The 18,161-nt window shown below is 60.5% G+C and carries 21 protein-coding genes; 12 read left to right on the forward strand and 9 right to left on the reverse strand.

Features of this window, described 5'->3' with window-relative positions:
• Positions 1-64: 64 nt before the first annotated feature.
• Positions 65-1,624: a sigma-54-dependent transcriptional regulator gene (locus tag ACYYKW_RS22140; protein WP_464991171.1), complete on the reverse strand. Its 1,560-nt coding sequence runs from the start codon at positions 1,622-1,624 to the stop codon at positions 65-67.
• A 372-nt stretch (positions 1,625-1,996) separates the two neighbouring features.
• On the opposite strand from ACYYKW_RS22140, the gene phhA reads away from it, so the two are divergent.
• The 6 genes from phhA to ACYYKW_RS22170 all read left to right on the forward strand — a co-directional run bounded on the left by phhA (position 1,997) and on the right by ACYYKW_RS22170 (position 6,403).
• Positions 1,997-2,788, forward strand: coding sequence for a phenylalanine 4-monooxygenase (gene phhA, locus ACYYKW_RS22145; protein ID WP_208938267.1), 792 nt, complete (start codon positions 1,997-1,999; stop codon positions 2,786-2,788).
• 116 nt (positions 2,789-2,904) lie between these two features.
• Positions 2,905-3,261, forward strand: a complete 357-nt coding sequence (locus ACYYKW_RS22150; protein ID WP_093103548.1) for a 4a-hydroxytetrahydrobiopterin dehydratase — start codon at positions 2,905-2,907, stop codon at positions 3,259-3,261.
• Complete coding sequence (locus ACYYKW_RS22155) at positions 3,261-4,454, forward strand: amino acid aminotransferase (RefSeq protein ID WP_464991172.1); 1,194 nt, start codon at positions 3,261-3,263, stop codon at positions 4,452-4,454. Before ACYYKW_RS22150 ends, ACYYKW_RS22155 begins: the two co-directional genes overlap by 1 nt.
• Before the next feature lie 261 nt (positions 4,455-4,715).
• Positions 4,716-4,847, forward strand: coding sequence for a hypothetical protein (locus ACYYKW_RS22160; protein ID WP_258450101.1), 132 nt, complete (start codon positions 4,716-4,718; stop codon positions 4,845-4,847).
• A gap of 70 nt (positions 4,848-4,917) precedes the next feature.
• Positions 4,918-5,100 (forward strand): hypothetical protein, encoded by a 183-nt coding sequence (locus ACYYKW_RS22165; protein ID WP_093106885.1) that lies wholly within the window; start codon positions 4,918-4,920, stop codon positions 5,098-5,100.
• 103 nt (positions 5,101-5,203) lie between these two features.
• Positions 5,204-6,403: an MFS transporter gene (locus ACYYKW_RS22170; protein ID WP_464991173.1), complete on the forward strand. Its 1,200-nt coding sequence runs from the start codon at positions 5,204-5,206 to the stop codon at positions 6,401-6,403.
• On the opposite strand, the gene arfB is transcribed toward ACYYKW_RS22170, so the two are convergent.
• Both arfB and ACYYKW_RS22180 read right to left on the reverse strand, forming a co-directional pair.
• Positions 6,400-6,813 carry an alternative ribosome rescue aminoacyl-tRNA hydrolase ArfB gene (gene arfB, locus ACYYKW_RS22175; protein WP_464991174.1) on the reverse strand — a complete coding sequence of 138 codons (414 nt, stop codon included), beginning with the start codon at positions 6,811-6,813 and terminating at the stop codon, positions 6,400-6,402. The genes ACYYKW_RS22170 and arfB overlap by 4 nt on opposite strands.
• 228 nt (positions 6,814-7,041) lie before the next feature.
• A complete protein-coding gene (locus tag ACYYKW_RS22180) occupies positions 7,042-8,454 on the reverse strand; it encodes an amino acid permease (protein WP_336355153.1) in 1,413 nt (470 codons plus the stop codon).
• Between the two features lie 894 nt (positions 8,455-9,348).
• On the opposite strand from ACYYKW_RS22180, the gene ACYYKW_RS22185 reads away from it, so the two are divergent.
• Together ACYYKW_RS22185 and ACYYKW_RS22190 are read left to right on the forward strand one after the other, a co-directional pair.
• A complete protein-coding gene (locus tag ACYYKW_RS22185) occupies positions 9,349-9,486 on the forward strand; it encodes a hypothetical protein (RefSeq protein WP_003222780.1) in 138 nt (45 codons plus the stop codon).
• Between the two features lie 72 nt (positions 9,487-9,558).
• On the forward strand, positions 9,559-10,524 hold the full coding sequence (locus ACYYKW_RS22190; protein ID WP_093103558.1) for a M29 family metallopeptidase: 966 nt from the start codon (positions 9,559-9,561) through the stop codon (positions 10,522-10,524).
• A gap of 212 nt (positions 10,525-10,736) precedes the next feature.
• Here ACYYKW_RS22190 and rluB read toward each other — a convergent pair whose 3' ends face one another.
• The 6 genes from rluB to ACYYKW_RS22220 form a co-directional block, all read right to left on the reverse strand.
• Entirely contained in the window at positions 10,737-11,957 is a 1,221-nt protein-coding gene (gene rluB / locus ACYYKW_RS22195; RefSeq protein ID WP_024012076.1) for a 23S rRNA pseudouridine(2605) synthase RluB, read from the reverse strand.
• 142 nt (positions 11,958-12,099) lie between these two features.
• Positions 12,100-12,291 (reverse strand): DUF1289 domain-containing protein, encoded by a 192-nt coding sequence (locus ACYYKW_RS22200; RefSeq protein WP_090282312.1) that lies wholly within the window; start codon positions 12,289-12,291, stop codon positions 12,100-12,102.
• Positions 12,292-12,435: 144 nt separating this feature from the next.
• Positions 12,436-13,395, reverse strand: a complete 960-nt coding sequence (gene scpB, locus ACYYKW_RS22205) for an SMC-Scp complex subunit ScpB (RefSeq protein ID WP_090282311.1) — start codon at positions 13,393-13,395, stop codon at positions 12,436-12,438.
• Between the two features lie 11 nt (positions 13,396-13,406).
• On the reverse strand, positions 13,407-14,105 hold the full coding sequence (locus tag ACYYKW_RS22210; protein WP_172828192.1) for a segregation and condensation protein A: 699 nt from the start codon (positions 14,103-14,105) through the stop codon (positions 13,407-13,409).
• A 123-nt stretch (positions 14,106-14,228) separates the two neighbouring features.
• Positions 14,229-14,858: an L-threonylcarbamoyladenylate synthase gene (locus ACYYKW_RS22215; protein ID WP_016771124.1), complete on the reverse strand. Its 630-nt coding sequence runs from the start codon at positions 14,856-14,858 to the stop codon at positions 14,229-14,231.
• 13 nt (positions 14,859-14,871) lie between these two features.
• Positions 14,872-15,735, reverse strand: coding sequence for a PHP domain-containing protein (locus ACYYKW_RS22220; protein WP_093103565.1), 864 nt, complete (start codon positions 15,733-15,735; stop codon positions 14,872-14,874).
• 87 nt (positions 15,736-15,822) lie between these two features.
• Here ACYYKW_RS22220 and ACYYKW_RS22225 point away from each other — a divergent pair, with 87 nt between their 5' ends.
• The 4 genes from ACYYKW_RS22225 to ACYYKW_RS22240 all read left to right on the forward strand — a co-directional run bounded on the left by ACYYKW_RS22225 (position 15,823) and on the right by ACYYKW_RS22240 (position 17,925).
• Positions 15,823-16,419 carry a septation protein A gene (locus ACYYKW_RS22225; protein ID WP_093103567.1) on the forward strand — a complete coding sequence of 199 codons (597 nt, stop codon included), beginning with the start codon at positions 15,823-15,825 and terminating at the stop codon, positions 16,417-16,419.
• Position 16,420: 1 nt separating this feature from the next.
• On the forward strand, positions 16,421-16,720 hold the full coding sequence (locus ACYYKW_RS22230; protein ID WP_007919677.1) for a YciI family protein: 300 nt from the start codon (positions 16,421-16,423) through the stop codon (positions 16,718-16,720).
• A gap of 109 nt (positions 16,721-16,829) precedes the next feature.
• Positions 16,830-17,240 (forward strand): SH3 domain-containing protein, encoded by a 411-nt coding sequence (locus ACYYKW_RS22235; RefSeq protein ID WP_090282308.1) that lies wholly within the window; start codon positions 16,830-16,832, stop codon positions 17,238-17,240.
• A 7-nt stretch (positions 17,241-17,247) separates the two neighbouring features.
• Entirely contained in the window at positions 17,248-17,925 is a 678-nt protein-coding gene (locus ACYYKW_RS22240) for a response regulator transcription factor (protein WP_093103570.1), read from the forward strand.
• The last annotated feature ends 236 nt before the right edge of the window (positions 17,926-18,161 follow it).

Consider the following 18,161-nt stretch of genomic DNA (forward strand, 5'->3'; position numbering starts at 1 on the left):
AAACCCGGTTTCTGTAGGAGTGAGCCTGCTCGCGATGAAGCCACACAGCCGACGCAACTTCTGGCTATGACTCGGTTTTACCAACCTCATACTCACGCAACTTGTTGGCAATCGTGGTGTGCGAAACCCCCAGGCGCTTGCCCAGTTGCCGACTGCTCGGGTGCTCGGAGTACAGACGCTCCAGCACGGCTTTTTCAAAGCGCCCGACGATCTCGTCGAGATTTCCATCGAGGGAAAAATCGCCAAGCGGCTGACGCACGCCGTAATCCGGCAGGCGAATATGTTCCGCCTTGACCTTACCGCCGTCACACAGCGACACCGCCTGAAACAGCACATTCTCCAGTTGCCGTACGTTGCCCGGCCAATGGTAATGGCTGAGTCGATCCATCGCTGCCGGCGCCAGTTTCGGCAGCGTGCAGCCGATCTGCCGGCTGGCCTGATCGAGGAAATGTTCGACCAGCGGAGTCAGGCCATCGAGGCATTCACGCAGCGGCGGGATGTGCAGCGACAGCACGTTCAAGCGGTGATAGAGGTCCTGACGAAACTCGCCGCGCGCGCACAGCTCGGACAAGTCCACCTGCGTCGCACAGATCACCCGCACATCCAGATAAACCTCCTCGTCGCTGCCGACGCGACGGAAGCAGCCATCCTGCAAAAAGCGCAGCAGTTTGACCTGCAAGCGCGGGCTCATTTCGCCGACGCCGTCGAGAAACAGCGTGCCGCCGGCGGTCAGTTCCAGCAAACCGAGTTTGCCTTCGGCGCGCGCGCCTTCGAACGCCCCAGGGCCGTAGCCGAACAGCTCGGTCTCGGCCATTGACTCAGGCAGCCCGGCGCAATTGAGCGCCATCAACGGCGACTGCCCGCGCGGACTGGCGAGGTGGCAGGCGCGCGCGAGCAATTCCTTGCCGGTGCCGGTTTCGCCTTCTATTAATAGTGGTGCGTCGAGAGGTGCCATGCGCCGCGCTTCACGGACCACCGCCGCCATGACTTTCGAGCTCTGAAAGATGCTGTCGAAGCCGCGCAGCTCCTGCTTGCGTACGTTATAGATGCGCTCACCGACGCGGTCAGCGCGATGCAGCGTCAACACTGCACCGGCCATGGCCTCGCTGTCGTCGTGCTCCGATTGCAGCGGCGCAATATCGGCGAGAAAGACGTCGCCCTTGACCTTGACGCGCATGCCGTTGATTCGCGATTTGTTGGCGCGCACCAGTTCCGGCAAATCGAAATCCTCGGCGTAACGCGACAGCGGAATGCCCGGCACTTCATCGACGCGCACGCCGAGCAACTGCGCCGCCGCGCGGTTGGCCGCGACGATCGAACCGCCCATGTCGATCGACAACACCGGAAACTCCAGTGCCCCGAGCAATGCGTTCAACTCCATGTGCCGGCGCTCGCTGGGCATCAGCCCGACCCGCTTGACGCCGAATACCCCGCCAATCGCTTCGAACTTCGGCCGCAGGGCCTGGAACTGGATGTTGATCAGGTTCGGGCAGTGCAGATAGATCGCATTGCCGTGCTCACCACCGACCTCACCGCGCGCGACGTTGATGCCGTAAGCCACGAGCAGGTTGAGAATGTCGCGCAGGATGCCGATGCGGTTCTGGCAGTGGACTTTGATGCGCATAGAAAGAGGCCCGGTTGAACGAAGAGAAACCTGTAGGAGTGAGCCTGCTCGCGATAGCGGTGTGTCATTCAGATCAGTGCTGTCTGACACACCGCTATCGCGAGCAGGCTCACTCCTACAGGGGAACAGCGCACGACTTTATGTCGAGGCGAGCAATTTGTTGTCAAGATTATGTGACACCCACCGCCCTTTTCAAACCCGCCAATCGCCGCAAATGCGACTTATCCGGCAAAGCGTAACGATTACTTTACGAAAACCAGAGAAAATTCCTACGGCAGGTGGTTCAACCTGCTGCACATCCACACGCTCTCGGGTAATCCTCTCTCCATCGCTGGACATAACAAAAACGAATTCCCCTAGCAGGAGAGCAGCATGAAGCAGACGCAATACGTGGCTCGCGAGCCCGACGCGCAAGGTTTTATCGATTACCCCGCCGAAGAACATGCGGTGTGGAACACGCTGATCACTCGCCAATTGAAAGTGATCGAAGGGCGTGCCTGTCAGGAATACCTGGACGGGATCGAAAAACTCGGTCTGCCCCACGACCGCATCCCGCAGCTCGGCGAGATCAATAAGGTGCTTGGCGAAACCACCGGCTGGCAGGTTGCGCGCGTGCCGGCGCTGATTCCCTTCCAGACGTTTTTTGAATTGCTCGCCAGCAAGCAGTTTCCTGTCGCGACGTTTATCCGTACCCGCGAAGAGCTGGATTACCTGCAAGAGCCGGACATTTTTCACGAGATATTCGGGCACTGCCCGCTGCTGACCAACCCGTACTTCGCTGAATTCACCCACACCTACGGCAAGCTCGGCCTGCAAGCGACCAAGGAAGAACGCGTGTATCTGGCGCGCCTGTACTGGATGACCATCGAATTCGGTCTGGTCGATACGCCGCAAGGCAAGCGCATCTACGGTGGCGGCATTCTGTCCTCGCCAAAAGAGACCGTTTACTGCCTGTCAGACGAGCCTGAGCATCAAGCCTTCGATCCGCTCGAAGCGATGCGCACGCCGTATCGCATCGATATCCTGCAGCCGCTGTATTTTGTCCTGCCCAACCTCAAGCGCCTGTTCGACGTCGCGCATGAAGACATCATGGCCATGGTGCGCCAGGGCATGCAGCTTGGCTTGCACGCGCCAAAATTTCCGCCGAAACCCAAAGCCGCCTGAACCGCGACCTTTGCTGACAATTGCGCCTGTGCGTCGCCGCCACTTTGGTTTAGCGTGACGGTACCGACGGGCGCACACCCTTGAATAAAAAACACACTCGATTTCAGGAACCGACCATGTCCACTTTGAACCAAGCCCACTGCGAAGCCTGCCGCGCCGATGCGCCACAAGTCAGCGATGAAGAACTGCCGATCCTGATCAAGCAGATCCCTGACTGGAACATCGAAGTCCGCGACGGCATCATGCAGCTGGAGAAAGTCTTCCTGTTCAAGAACTTCAAGCACGCGCTGGCGTTCACCAACGCCATCGGCGAAATCTCCGAAGCCGAAGGTCACCACCCGGGCCTGCTGACCGAGTGGGGCAAAGTCACCGTGACCTGGTGGAGCCACTCGATCAAAGGCCTGCACCGTAACGACTTCATCATGGCCGCGCGCACTGACGAAGTGGCCAAGACCGCAGAAGGACGCAAGTAATGCACTTCGACGCCATCGGCCGGGTGCCCGGCGACCCGATCCTCGGCTTGATGGAGGCTTACGCGCAGGACAGTAATCCGCGCAAGTTCGACCTCGGCGTTGGCGTCTACAAGGACGCCCAGGGCCTGACGCCGATTCCCGAGGCGGTGAAAATTGCCGAAGCGCGGCTGGTGGAAAGCCAGGACACCAAGACCTACATCGGCGGCCACGGCAATCCGCTGTTTGGCAAGGTCATCAATGAGCTGGTGCTTGGCGCCGACTCGAAGCTGATTGCCGAACAACGTGCCGGCGCCACCCAGACGCCGGGCGGCACTGGCGCCTTGCGCCTGGCGGCCGACTTCATCGCCCAGTGCCTGCCGGGCAAAGGCGTGTGGCTGAGCAACCCGACCTGGCCGATCCACGAAACCATTTTCGCTGCGGCCGGGGTCAAGGTCAGTCACTACCCGTACGTGGGCAGCGACAACCGCCTCGACGTCGAAGCGATGCTCGCCGTGCTCAAGGAAGCGCCAAAAGGTGATGTGGTGCTGCTGCATGCCTGCTGCCACAACCCGACCGGTTTCGACCTCAGCCATGATGACTGGCAACGCGTGCTCGAGGTCGTGCGCAGCCGTGATCTGCTGCCGCTGATCGACTTCGCTTATCAAGGCTTTGGCGATGGTCTGGAGCAAGACGCGTGGTCGACGCGGTTGTTCGCGGCACAGGTGCCCGAGTTGTTGATCACCAGCTCCTGCTCGAAGAACTTCGGTTTGTACCGCGACCGCACCGGGGCGCTGATCGTCTGCGCGAAAAGCCCTGACAAGCTGATCGACATTCGCAGCCAACTGGCCAATATCGCCCGCAACCTTTGGTCGACACCGCCGGATCATGGTGCTGCGGTGGTGGCAACCATTCTTGCCGATCCGGAGCTGAAAGCCCGTTGGGCCGATGAGGTGGAAGCCATGCGCCTGCGCATCGCGCAACTGCGCAGCGGCCTGGTCGAGGCGCTGGAACCGCACGGTTTGCGCGAACGCTTTGCGCACATTGGCGTGCAGCGCGGGATGTTCTCCTACACCGGGTTGTCGCCGGAGCAGGTCAAGCATCTGCGCGAGCGGCACAGCGTGTACATGGTCAGCTCCGGCCGGGCCAACGTCGCCGGCATCGACGCCACCCGCCTCGCCTTGCTTGCCGACGCCATCGCTGACGCCTGCAAATAATACAAGCGGCGCAATTCCGCTGTGGGAGCGAGCCTGCTCGCGAAGGCGGTGTATCAGTCAGCTTCAATGTTGATTGATACACCGCTATCGCGAGCAGGCTCACTCCCACATTTTTTTGCGTTGACCTCTCGCCCCTGCGGCCATCTGTCGCATTAATTTGAATTAAAAGTCTGATTGTCATTTTTCCTGCTGTATCCTGCGCAGGCTTTGTAAAAGCGCGGAGCACCTGATCTATCAACAGACTTAGCGAGGAGCGCAACCATGCACGAGATTCCTAATCTCCCCTTCCCAAGCCTGCACGTACCTGAGCAGACGACCCCGCAACACGCCGGCGCCGAAAAGCCCGAGCCGCAAGAAGCCGCTGACAGCCGCAAAGCCGACAGCGAAGCGTAAGACCCGCCGTACAGACCGTGTGGAAAGCGCTAACATGCGCTTTCCACACTGCCTGAAACCCGAGCCCGCCATGACCGACGAATTCTCCGAAAGCCAAGCCGCCGTCCTGATCGGTGCGACCGAGAAAATGATCGACATCTGGAACCGCCTCTCCCCCGAGAAACAGGCCGCCCTGCTCGCACGTTTCGGCAGCGAAGAGAACGCCCTCGCCGCCTTGGTTACCACTCAACTGGTTGCTCCAGCCCAGTCCTGAACGCGCCGCCGGGCAAATAGTTTTACTTTTCCCAGCCTCTGATCGGTTCACGCCGGTATCATGAGCAGCCTATCTAATCTGCTGCTCCCGTGGATCGTTACCCATGTCGTCCTCTATACCCGAGCCCCAGCGCCCTCTGGCGGTTACGCTGCAAGTCGTTTCCATCGTCCTTTTCACCTTTATCGGTTACCTGAACATCGGCATTCCGCTGGCGGTGTTGCCCGGTTACGTGCACAGCGACCTCGGTTTTGGCGCGGTGATCGCCGGGCTGGTGATCAGCGTGCAATACCTCGCCACCCTGCTCAGCCGCCCCTACGCCGGCAAGATCATCGACAACCAGGGCAGCAAACGCGCGGTGATGATCGGTCTGGCCGGCTGTGGCTTGAGCGGTGTGTTCATGCTGCTTTCGGCGTGGACGCCAGGCCTCCCGCTGTTCAGTCTGATCAGTCTGTTGATCGGCCGTCTGGTATTGGGCAGCGCCGAGAGTCTGGTCGGCTCCGGCTCGATTGGCTGGGGCATCGGCCGCGTCGGTGCGGTCAACACCGCCAAAGTGATTTCCTGGAACGGCATCGCCAGCTACGGCGCGCTGGCGATCGGTGCGCCGTTCGGCGTCTGGCTGGTGGGCCGGTTGGGCCTGTGGAGCATGGGCGTCAGCATCATCCTGCTGGCCCTGCTCGGCCTGGCGCTGGCGTGGCCAAAAACCGCCGCGCCGATTGTTGCCGGTGAGCGCCTGCCGTTCATCCATGTGCTCGGTAAAGTCTTCCCCCATGGCTGCGGCCTGGCGCTGGGCTCAATCGGTTTCGGCACCATCGCCACGTTCATTACCCTGTATTACGCGACGCAGCATTGGGACAACGCGGTGCTGTGCCTGAGCCTGTTCGGCGCCAGCTTCATTGGTGCGCGGCTGCTGTTCGGTAATTTGATCAACCGCCTTGGCGGCTTCCGCGTCGCGATTGCCTGCCTGTCGGTGGAAACACTGGGGTTGTTACTGCTGTGGATCGCACCGGATGCACACTGGGCGCTGGCCGGCGCAGCGTTGAGCGGGTTTGGCTTTTCGCTGGTGTTCCCGGCGCTGGGCGTCGAGGCAGTGAATCTGGTGCCGGCCTCAAGCCGTGGTGCGGCGGTCGGCGCTTACTCGCTGTTCATCGATTTGTCGCTGGGGATTACCGGGCCATTGGCCGGGGCGATTGCGGCGGGATTCGGTTTCGCTTCGATCTTTCTGTTCGCTGCGCTTGCCGCGTTGAGCGGGCTCGGCTTGAGCGTCTATCTGTACAGGCACACCGCGAAGTACCGCGAGGACTAGAAATCGACCTTGCCGCGCCCGGCCTTGATGTCGCCGCGCTTGGACTTGGATTCGAGCCGACGCTTCTTCGAACCGAGAGTCGGCTTGGTCGGGCGGCGTTTCTTTTCCACTTTGGTCGCGCTGAGGATCAGCTCGACCAACCGCTCCAGCGCATCGGCGCGGTTGGCTTCCTGGGTGCGGTATTGCTGCGCCTTGATGATCAACACGCCGTCGCTGGTGATGCGACTGTCACGCAGCGCCAGCAGCCGTTCCTTGTAGAACTCGGGCAGCGATGAGTTGGGAATGTCGAAGCGCAGGTGCATGGCGCTCGACACCTTGTTGACGTTCTGCCCACCGGCGCCCTGCGCGCGGATGGCCGTCAGCTCGATCTCGGCATCAGGCAGATGCACGTTGTTGGAAATCACCAGCATGGAAAAGCGTCCGTATTCAGAGGGTGCAGGATACCTTGGAAACGAATCTCAAGCCTGTCACAGATCCCCTGTAGGAGTGAGCCTGCTCGCGATAGCGGTGTATCAGGTACATATTCGTCGACTGACACACCGCTATCGCGAGCAGGCTCACTCCTACAAGGGAATTGCATGAGGCTGAAAACAACAAACCCGGCACATTGGCCGGGTTTGTTGATTCTGCGCGCGCGGTTATTTCGCGGTTGCAGGCAACGCGGTTTGCGCACTGCGCTTGTTCTTGATCAGGTAGCAGACCCACATGAACACCACCCACACCGGAATCGCGTACACCGAGATCTGAATGCCGGGGATCAGCAGCATCACCCCGAGGATGAACACCACGAACGCCAGGCAGACGAAGTTGCCGTACGGGTACCACAGCGCCTTGAACAGCGGCGTCTGCCGGGTCTGGTTCATGTGCTGGCGGAACTTGAAGTGCGAGAAGCTGATCATCGCCCAGTTGATCACCAGCGTCGCAACCACCAGCGACATCAACAGTTCCAGCGCATGTTGCGGGATCAAATAGTTGAGCAGCACGGCAACCAGCGTCACTGCCGCCGACGCGAGGATCGAACGCACCGGCACGCCGCGTTTGTCGATCTTCGCCAGGCCTTTCGGCGCATCGCCCTGCTCGGCCATGCCCAGCAGCATGCGGCTGTTGCAGTAGGTGCCGCTGTTGTACACCGACAGCGCCGCCGTCAACACGACGAAGTTGAGGATGTGCGCAGCGGTATTGCTGCCGAGCATGGAGAACACCTGCACGAACGGGCTGCCGCTGTACGAATCACCCGAAGCGTTGAGGGTTTCCAGCAGGCTGTCCCACGGCGTCAGCGACAACAGGATCACCAGCGCACCGATGTAGAAAATCAGGATGCGGTAGATCACCTGATTGATTGCTTTCGGGATCACGGTTTTTGGCTTGTCAGCTTCGGCTGCGGTGAAACCGAGCATTTCCAGACCGCCGAAGGAGAACATGATGATCGCCATGGCCATCACCAGACCGCTGACGCCATTGGGGAAAAACCCGCCGTGAGACCACAGGTTAGTGACCGAAGCCTGAGGGCCGCCGTTGCCGCTGACCAGCAAGTAGCTGCCCAGGGCAATCATGCCGACGATTGCCACGACCTTGATGATCGCGAACCAGAACTCGGCTTCACCGAAGACTTTGACGTTGGCCAGGTTGATCGCGTTGATCAGCACGAAGAACGCCGCCGCCGAGACCCAGGTCGGGATGTCCGGCGCCCAGTAATGAATGTACTTGCCGACGGCGGTCAGCTCGGACATGCCCACCAGGATGTACAGAATCCAGCAGTTCCAGCCCGACAGGAAACCGGCGAAGCCGCCCCAGTATTTGTGCGCAAAATGGCTGAAGGAACCGGCCACCGGCTCTTCAACGATCATCTCGCCCAGTTGGCGCATGATCATGAAGGCGATGAAGCCGCAGATGGCGTAGCCGAGGATCATCGACGGGCCGGCGGATTTCAGCACCCCGGCCGAGCCGAGGAACAATCCGGTACCGATCGCGCCACCGAGGGCGATCAGTTGAATGTGGCGATTTTTCAGGCCGCGTTTCAGCTCGCCTGACTGCGAGGGTTGTCCACTCATGAAAAAGGTCTCACGCAAGGTTTGATGGTGTGCAGTAGACGTTGCTGCAAGGTTGCGATTTCAGGCAGCCCCGATCAAACCCCAGCGCAGGCACCAGGAGTTCAGCTTGTTTACAACGGTCATGCGTCACCTGCTTGTTTTTATCTGTGACGAAATCGAACCCGGCACGCTTGTGGCGCGACGGAGTGAACAAGGCGGGTAGCCTTGAGATTTGCGCGATTACGCAGAGGGTCACAGTTAAAACGCGGCGCATTGTACACCGCTAACCCCCTGCTGCCAGACTCCGCTGGATCAGCGTGTCGGTTGCCGGGATTGCGTGTGTCCGCCTCGAGAGGTTCGGGCGGCTGCGAAAATTGAGTCAGGCCTTTGCAGACCATCGGCGTGGACGAGGAAAAAACCGTCCCACGGAGCGAAGTGGAGATCAGTCACGGCGTTCATTGCGCCTCCTTCTTGTTATGCACCTGCACGGCAGGCATGGGCCGCATCTCACCTTGCAAACGCCGCTGAAACAAGCGCACCAGAGCCTTGCGCGGCCCCCGGCAGGACGGCATTCGGCAGATTTTCCTTACAGCGCTTCGCTTGTTGGTGATTCAGGCGGTCTGGCGCTGTTTTTCGTAAATATTCTCTGACAGTGCGTAACGTAAAGTTTCCAATTCAGAACAATCCGTAGGACGTCTGCAAATTGACGGTAGCAAGCTTGCTAATGAAATGCGCAGGCTAGTTTTTTGTTTTCAAATAAGAAAAACGACCGCAAAAAACAGAACAAAAAGTCTATTTAAAAATTAAATGGATAATTTTTTGCATTACAAAAGCCGCTGAACTAGGTTTTTCACGACTCGCCGGCCACCTCGACCGGCCAGTCATAAACCGTGAAAGTCATCTAGGAGATCGACCATGCAAGCACTGGAAAAAGACTTGGATACCGAACTGCAACTGGACGAATGGTTTGAAGCACCGACCCATGAGGCCGCCGTGGAAATGATGCAAGCCGACGCGGTCGTACCGTTCGGCACGGCGATGTGGCCTCTGTAAGACATCCCCGGGCAGGCACGGTCCGGCCGGTCGTGCCTGCCGCTTCATTTTCCGGTCAGTCAGGGAGGACTCATGGACAAGCCCCGCGCCATCTCGCATTTCCTTTACTACCTCGAACACCACCCTGCCCTCGCCGGCCTCGATTCGGCAAAGGTATTGCTCGGCCACACCGCCGATTACGAAGCCCTGACCGGTGCCATCGCCGAACAGGCCGGCGAGCATCCGCGCTTCCGTTTCAGCGCCCGCCGCCTGGACCTGGAAAGCACCGCAGCGCTGGCCGAGGCGATTGGCGACAGCGATCTGTACATTTTCTTCTACGACTCTTCGACCCTGCCCAACCCGCGCCCCGACGGCCCGGAATTCGTCCGCGCGCTGCAAGCGGTGATGGCGGAAAACTGGAAGAAGTCGCTGCTGTTCAAGGATTACGGCGATTATTTCTACGACACCTTCAGCGTCACCCCGCAGCGCATCGCCGGCCTCAACAGCCACTTGATCCAGCGCATGTCGCAGGCGACCACGTTGAGCTTCAAGGACGATGACGGCTCATGGTTCGAAACGCCGATGAGCAGCATCAAGAAATGGACCGACATCAACGGGGTCGGCAACTTTGACTTGGCCCCTGGCGAGATCGCCACGCACAGCGAAGCCATCAACGGCCATGTGAAATTCAAGGGCACCTTCCTCAGCACCATTCCGTTTGCGCGCAAGTACGGCGTGCTGGAATCGCCGCTGGAACTGTGGATCGAGAACTCGACCATCAGCCGCATCGCCACCGACGTGCCGGGGCTGGAGCATGATTTCAACAAATACCTCGACGCCAACCCGTCGAACCGGCGCATCGAGGAACTAGGGATTGGCACCAATGAAGGTGTGAAGGATTTGTACGCGCGCAATGCCGGGTTCGAGGAGCGGCACTGCGGCCTGCACCTGGGGCTGGGTGGCGGGGCGAAGGGCAGTCATCACCTTGATTTGATCTTCTCAGGTGGCGTTTTGGCGCTGGATGACAAACCGGTATTCGACGGGCGATTTGTGTTTTAAGGCTGGAATTGACGGTGCAGCTTCAGGCCTCATCGCGGGCAAGCCCGCTCCCACAGGTTTCGTTGGTGTACACAATATCTGTGAACGACAGAAAACCCTGTGGGAGCGGGCTTGCCCGCGATGGGGCCTGCCCAGCCACCACCACACTTTCGCCAGATGAAAAAAAACGCCAACCCCGCGGTTGGCGTTTTTTCATTCGGCACTAAACCCGATTACTCCGGCTTCTTGCGTCCAAAACCCGGGCGCTGACCGGAGCCGGCCGGTGCGCCGCGGCGCTTGCCCGAGGGCTTGTCGCCGTCGACCAGTTTGATCCCCGGACGCTTCGGCGCCGGTTTGGCCGGGCGCTTGTTGGTGGTGTCCGCCGGACGATCCGCCACTGGCGTACCGCGACCGGCCGGTGCACGACCTTCGCCACGCTCGGTACGGCCGTTGGCCGGACGCGGTGCGCGCTCGCCATCGCGGGCGACCGGCTTGCGACCTGGACGCTCGCCTTCGATCTGCGGCTCACGGCTCGGGCGCGGCGCGGTTGGCGCGCCAGCGGCAGGACGCAGGGTGCGCACGCGCTCGGTCTTGGCCATCGGCCGCGACGATTTACGCTGCATGCGTTCCAGTTTGTCCTTGCTCTTGGCGTTCAACTGCGGCATCGCCACCGGGGTCAGGCCGACTTCAGCGCTGAGCACGTCGACTTCGTACTGGCTCATTTCGCGCCAGCGGCCCATCGGCAGATCCGAGTTGAGGAACACCGGACCGAAACGCACGCGCTTCAGGCGGCTGACCACCAGACCCTGCGATTCCCACAGACGACGCACTTCACGGTTACGCCCTTCCATGACCACGCAGTGGTACCAATGGTTGAAACCTTCGCCGCCCGGTGCCTGTTGAATGTCGGTGAAACGCGCCGGGCCGTCTTCCAGCACCACGCCGGCTTTCAGGCGCTCGATCATCTCGTCGTCGACTTCACCGCGTACACGCACGGCGTATTCACGGTCCATCTCGTAGGACGGGTGCATCAGGCGGTTGGCCAGTTCACCGTCGGTGGTGAACATCAGCAGACCGGTGGTGTTGATGTCGAGACGACCGATGTTGATCCAGCGGCCTTCTTTCGGACGCGGCAGCTTGTCGAACACGGTCGGACGGCCTTCCGGGTCGTCACGGGTGCAGATTTCGCCATCGGGCTTGTTGTACATGATCACGCGGCGGACCGACTCGGCGGCTTCTTCGCGCTTGATCACCTTGCCATCGATGGTGATGGCGTCGTGCATGTCGACGCGCAGGCCGAGGGTGGCGTCTTTGCCATTGACCTTGATGCGGCCCTGGCTGATCCAGGATTCGACGTCACGGCGCGAGCCGACGCCGATACGGGCGAGGACTTTCTGCAGCTTTTCGCCTGCTGGTCCGATTTCCTGGTCGTCTTTCTGATTGATGTCACTCATCTGGGCACCTCCCGGTGTGGTCTGTTCAGGCGGCGCCTGAAGCATTGGAATCTGGTTTTCGGCCGAAGGGATCGGTGAAGGGTCGCGAATCATACGCGGATGTACGGCATTGCGCATCAGAGACTAGCTGATCGAACGCAGGTTATTTGTTTTTCCGCCGACCGGCACCGCGCAGTTTGATCAGGCGCAACGCGGCTTCGGCGAGCACGGTGCGCTTGTCATCCTTGTCGAGTTTTTTCCAGGCCTTGATTTCGCGCTTGCTGCGGCCGCAGCCGAGGCAAATGTCGTCGGAGAATTTGCAGAGGCTGATGCACGGGTCTTTTGTCGAACTCATCGCTGTCTCCAGAAACACACAAGTCCCTTGCAGGAGTGAGCCTGCTCGCGATAGCGGAGTGTCTGACGAGAAGATGTCGACTGACACACCGCTATCGCGAGCAGGCTCACTCCTACAGGGGACGGCGGTGTTCTTTAAATGGGGTCAGTCCTCGAATTCGCGCCGTTCGGCTTCGATGGCTTCGGCCAGTGCGCGGGCTTCGGCTTCTTCTTCGCTGAGCTCGGGCTCCGGCGGTTCAAGGGCGGCGACGGCGGCCAGGAGTTTCTCACGGGCCTCGGCGACACCGAGAACGTCGTCTTCAGCCTCGGCTTCAGGCTCGGCTTCGAGTTCAACGTCAAGGGTCGGCTCGCTTAGCTCAGGCTCGCTGATCGATGTTTCAGCATCAGCACCATCGCGCAGCAAATCGTCAAAATCGGTCTTGATCCCCTCCTCCATGCTGTCCAGCTCCAGCAGCAGGCTGTGGAAGCTGGTTTCCTCTTTTTCTTCTTCCGGCTCGGCACTGGCATCGGCCAGTTCCTGCAGACTTTGCGGCACCGGCGCGTCGTCGAAATCGAGGACCGGTTCGGCTTCCATCTCGCGCAGTTCGGCCAGCGGCGGCAGGTCTTCGAGGTTTTTCAGGTTGAAGTGATCGAGAAACGCCTTGGTAGTGGCAAACATCGCCGGCTTGCCCGGCACGTCGCGGTAACCGACGACGCGGATCCACTCACGCTCGAGCAGGGTTTTGGTGATGTTGCTGTTGACCGCCACGCCACGCACGTCTTCGATCTCGCCACGGGTAATCGGCTGGCGATAGGCGATCAGCGCGATGGTTTCGAGCAAGGCGCGCGAATAACGTTGCGGGCGCTCTTCCCACAGTCGGCCCACCCACGGTGAAAACTTCTCGCGGATCTGCAAGCGGTAGCCCGACGAGACTTCCTTGAGTTCGAAGGCGCGGCCCTCGCAGGACTTGCCCAGCAGGCTCAGGGCTTTCTTGAAGACCGCCGGCTCCGGCCGCTCGCCTTCTTCGAACAGTTCATACAGGCGCTCAAGCGATTGCGGTTTTCCCGAGGCCAACAGAAAGGCTTCAAGCAGGGGCGCCAGCTCGCGGGGTTCAGTCAGGTTCATACAGGGACTCGTTATTCGGCTCGGGCTCGCACGTGGATCGCGGCGAACGGCTCATTCTGCACCAGCTCGACCAAGGATTCCTTGACCAGTTCCAGGATCGCCATAAAGGTCACCACCACACCGAGGCGACCTTCTTCGGCGGTAAACAGCTCGACAAACGGCACGAAACCGCCGCCCTTGAGCCGCTCCAGCACATCGCTCATGCGCTCGCGGGTGGACAGCGCTTCGCGGCTGACCTGGTGACTTTCAAACATGTCGCCACGGCGCAACACTTCGGCCATGCACATCAGAATCTCTTCCAGCGCCACGTCGGGCAGCAGCTTGCGCGCCCGCGCTTCCGGGGCATCGAGCTTGGGCACGATCACATCACGACCGACACGGCTCAGGCCATCGATACCTTCGGCAGCGGCCTTGAAGCGTTCGTACTCCTGCAAGCGGCGGATCAGCTCGGCGCGCGGGTCGTCTTCTTCGTCTTCGACGGTTTCGGCGCGCGGCAGGAGCATGCGCGATTTGATCTCGGCGAGCATCGCCGCCATCACCAGATACTCGGCAGCCAGTTCCAGACGCACCGACTGCATCAACTCGACATAGCCCATGTACTGGCGGGTGATTTCCGCCACCGGGATGTCAAGGATGTTGATGTTCTGTTTGCGGATCAGGTACAGCAGCAGGTCGAGCGGGCCTTCGAAGGCCTCGAGAAAGACTTCCAGCGCATCCGGCGGAATGTACAGATCCAGCGGCATTTCCATGACCGCCTGGCCATAGACCATGGCAAACGGCAGTTCCTGCTGGGCGCCGGCCTGGGGATCGACGACGGTTTCCACTGCGGACATTCAGGCCTCGACCATGAACGGCGTCGGGTCGCCGCAACCAACGCGGACTACTTCCGGGTCGTCGCCGGTGAGGTCAATCACCGTGGACGCCTTGATGCCGCCAAAACCGCCGTCGATGATCAGATCAACCTGATGCTCGAGCAACTGGCGCATTTCGTACGGATCGCTGAGCGGGTCTTCATCGCCCGGCATGATCAGCGTTACGCTCATCAGCGGCTCGCCCAGTTCGGCCAGCAGCGCCAGCGCGATCGGATGGCTCGGCACGCGCAAACCGATGGTGCGCTTTTTCGGGTGCAGCAACAGGCGCGGTACTTCGCGGGTGGCGTTGAGAATAAAGGTGTACGGGCCCGGCAGATGCGCCTTGAGAATACGGAACGTGCCGGTGTCGATCTTGGCGTAGTTGCCCAGTTGCGACAGGTCGCTGCAGATCAGCGCAAAGTTATGTTTCTCGTCGAGCTGACGCAAACGGCGCACGCGCTCGATGGCGGTCTTGTCGCCAATCTGGCAACCGATCGCGTAGGAAGAGTCCGTGGGATAGATCACCACCCCGCCCTTGCGGATGATCTCGACCGCCTGTTTGATCAGGCGCGCTTGCGGGTTTTCCGGATGTATCTGGAAAAATTGACTCACATTCTCTACCTGTTCAGACGGCGGCAATAACTGGGTCATGTTTGAACCGACACCACAGGGGTGGAAGGTCCTCGGGAACCGGCCGGTACTGGCCGATCTCGGACCAGCCGCCAGGGCCATGGAAGTCACTGCCGGCGCTGACCAGCAGACCGAACTCACGGGCAAGGATCGCCAGGCTGCCCACCTGTTCCGCAGGCTGATAGCCATTGACCACTTCAATGGCATGCCCGCCCGCTTGAATATAGTCGGCAATCAGCTTGCGGCGCTTGCTGCGGGTGAAATCATAGTGCCACGGGTGCGCCAGGCTGACCCAGGCACCGGCGGCGCGCAGCGTGCCGACGGTGTCTTCCAGTGTCGGCCAGTGCAACTTGACGTCACCGAGCTTGCCGGCGCCGAGCCATTTGCGAAATGCCTCGGCGCGATCCTTGACGTAACCTTCGCGCACCATCCAGTCGGCGAAATGCGGACGGGCCGGCGCGTTGCCACTGTCGCCCAGTTCCTGCTGGATCTGCCGGGCGCCGTCGAGGGCACCGGGCATGCCCTTGAGGGCGAGTTTGCGGCTTATTTCTTCCGACCGCAGCCAGCGACCATCGTGCAATTTGGCGATCGCTTCGACCAACGGTGCGGCGTTGACGTCGAAACCGTAGCCCAGCACATGAATGGTCGCCCCGCCCCAGGTGCAGGACAACTCGACGCCGTTGATCAGTTGCATGCCCAGCTCAGTGGCGGCCGTGCGCGCTTCGGCGAGGCCTTCAAGGGTGTCATGGTCAGTCAACGCCAGGACTTGCACGCCGTTTTCGAACGCACGCGCAACCAGAACCGCAGGCGCCAGGGCGCCATCGGAGGCCGTGCTGTGGCAGTGCAAATCAACATTCACGGGGAGTTGTAACCTCAAATCAGCTGGCGCTATCGCGCGCCCATATGTTTGTTATTATGCCGCCACATCCAGCTTCTGGCTCTCACTGTGAAACAATTCATCGATTTCATCCCGCTTCTGCTGTTTTTCATTGTTTACAAACTTGATCCACGGGTCGTCGATATCGCCGGCCAGCAAGTGACCGTAGGCGGTATCTACAGCGCCACGGCGATGCTGATCATCAGCTCCCTGGTGGTCTACGGCGCGCTGTTCATCAAACAGCGCAAGCTGGAAAAGAGCCAATGGCTGACCCTGATCGCCTGCCTGGTGTTCGGCAGCCTGACCCTGGCCTTCCACAGCGAAACCTTCCTGAAATGGAAAGCGCCGGTGGTCAACTGGCTGTTCGCCGCGGCCTTCATTGGTAGCCACTTCATTGGTGATCGCCTGCTGATCAAACGCATCATGGGCCATGCGCTGACCCTGCCGGACCCGGTCTGGACGCGCCTGAACATCGCGTGGATCGGTTTTTTCCTGTTCTGCGGCGCCGCCAACCTGTTCGTCGCCTTCACCTTCCAGAGCATCTGGGTCGACTTCAAGGTGTTCGGCAGCCTGGGCATGACCGTGCTGTTCCTGGTCGCACAGGGCGTTTACCTGTCGCGTCACCTGCACGACGCCGATACCACAACACCAAAAACCGAGGACTGACATGCTCTATGCCATCATTGCCACCGACGTCGCCAACTCGCTCGAAGCCCGCCTCGCCGCGCGCCCGGCGCATCTGGAGCGCCTGCAAGCGCTCAAGGGCGAAGGCCGCATCGTGCTCGCCGGCCCGCACCCGGCGGTCGACAGCAATGATCCGGGCGCTGCGGGTTTCACTGGCAGCCTGATCGTCGCCGAATTCGATTCGCTGAGCGCCGCGCAGGCCTGGGCGGACGCCGATCCGTACATCGCTGCCGGCGTCTACGCCAATGTCGTGGTCAAGCCGTTCAAGCAAGTCCTGCCTTAAGCCTGTCCCCACGCGATGAACCTTGTCGGTTCATCGCGTTCTCAATCGCTCATTATTCTCGTTTGCCTGCCGACAACCTGCCCAATATCCATTGCAAACAGGTGTCGCGATGCGCAAGGGTCCGTTGTGTCTGATGTGGGTCACGTTGTCGATCATGGCGCCCGCCCATGGTGAGGAAATCACTGATGGCGGCAGTTCCACGCCATTTTCGCTGAGTGCCGGCAGCCAGATCACCGAGTTGCAGCAGCGCCTCAAGGCCAGCGAGCAACAACGAGAAGAACTGAGCAAACAACTGCAAAATGCCGACAACACCCGTGAAAGCGCCCAGCTTGCCCGGTTGCGCCAGGAGAACCAGCGCCTGAAGCTGCAACTCAAGGAAGCGCAGGCCAGTCCGCTGCCGCGTCTGCTGACCGATCAGCAACAGTGGTTCGTCACGGGCGCCGGGGTAGCGCTATTGGCGCTGCTCTGCGGTATCTTTGCCAGTGGAGCAAGCCGAAAACGTCGGCAATGGCTAAATTGAGTGAGTCATGAGCGAGCTGTTATTGATTGATGATGACCAGGAGTTGTGTGAACTCCTGAGTAGCTGGTTGAGCCAGGAAGGCTTCCAGGTGCGCGCCTGCCACGATGGTCAGAGTGCCCGCAAGGCCTTGGCCGAAACCGCTCCGGCGGCGGTGGTGCTGGACGTGATGCTGCCCGACGGCAGCGGTCTGGAACTGCTCAAGCAATTGCGCAACGATCACGCCGATCTGCCGGTGCTGATGCTCTCGGCCCGCGGCGAGCCGCTGGACCGCATCCTCGGTCTGGAGCTGGGCGCCGACGATTATCTGGCCAAGCCTTGCGATCCGCGCGAACTGACTGCACGCCTGCGCGCCGTGTTGCGCCGTAGCCACCCGGCGGCGGTGTCGACGCAGCTTGAGCTGGGTGATTTGAGTTTCAGCCCGGTGCGCGGCGTGGTCAGCATCGATGAAAAAGAACAGACCCTCACTGTCTCCGAAAGCCGTTTGCTCGAAGCCCTGCTCAAGCAGCCTGGCGAGCCGCTGGACAAACAGGAACTGGCGCAGATCGCCCTTGGCCGCAAGTTGACGCTGTATGACCGTAGCCTCGACATGCATGTCAGCAATTTGCGCAGGAAGATCGGCCCTCACCCGGACGGACGGCCGCGGATCGTTGCGTTGCGGAGTCGGGGTTATTACTACAGCCTTTGAGTCGGCGCAGTTTGCCTGTGCGGGTAGCTGGCTATGGTGCGTTTTGAGTGCATATCCGTTGCTGCGGTAACGGCGGCTTAGGGTTTCGCCCTTACGGCGAGTCCCTTTTTCAGACGCCAAAAAGGAACCAAAAGGCTTTGCTCCTGCGTTCGGCCCTCGCAGGCTCGGGTCCCTTCGCTGCGGAATCGATCCGGGCGCAGCGGCTACGGTTTGCTTCGCTGCACCTACTTCCGCTG

The sequence above is a fragment of the Pseudomonas sp. 15C genome, from assembly GCF_055484735.1.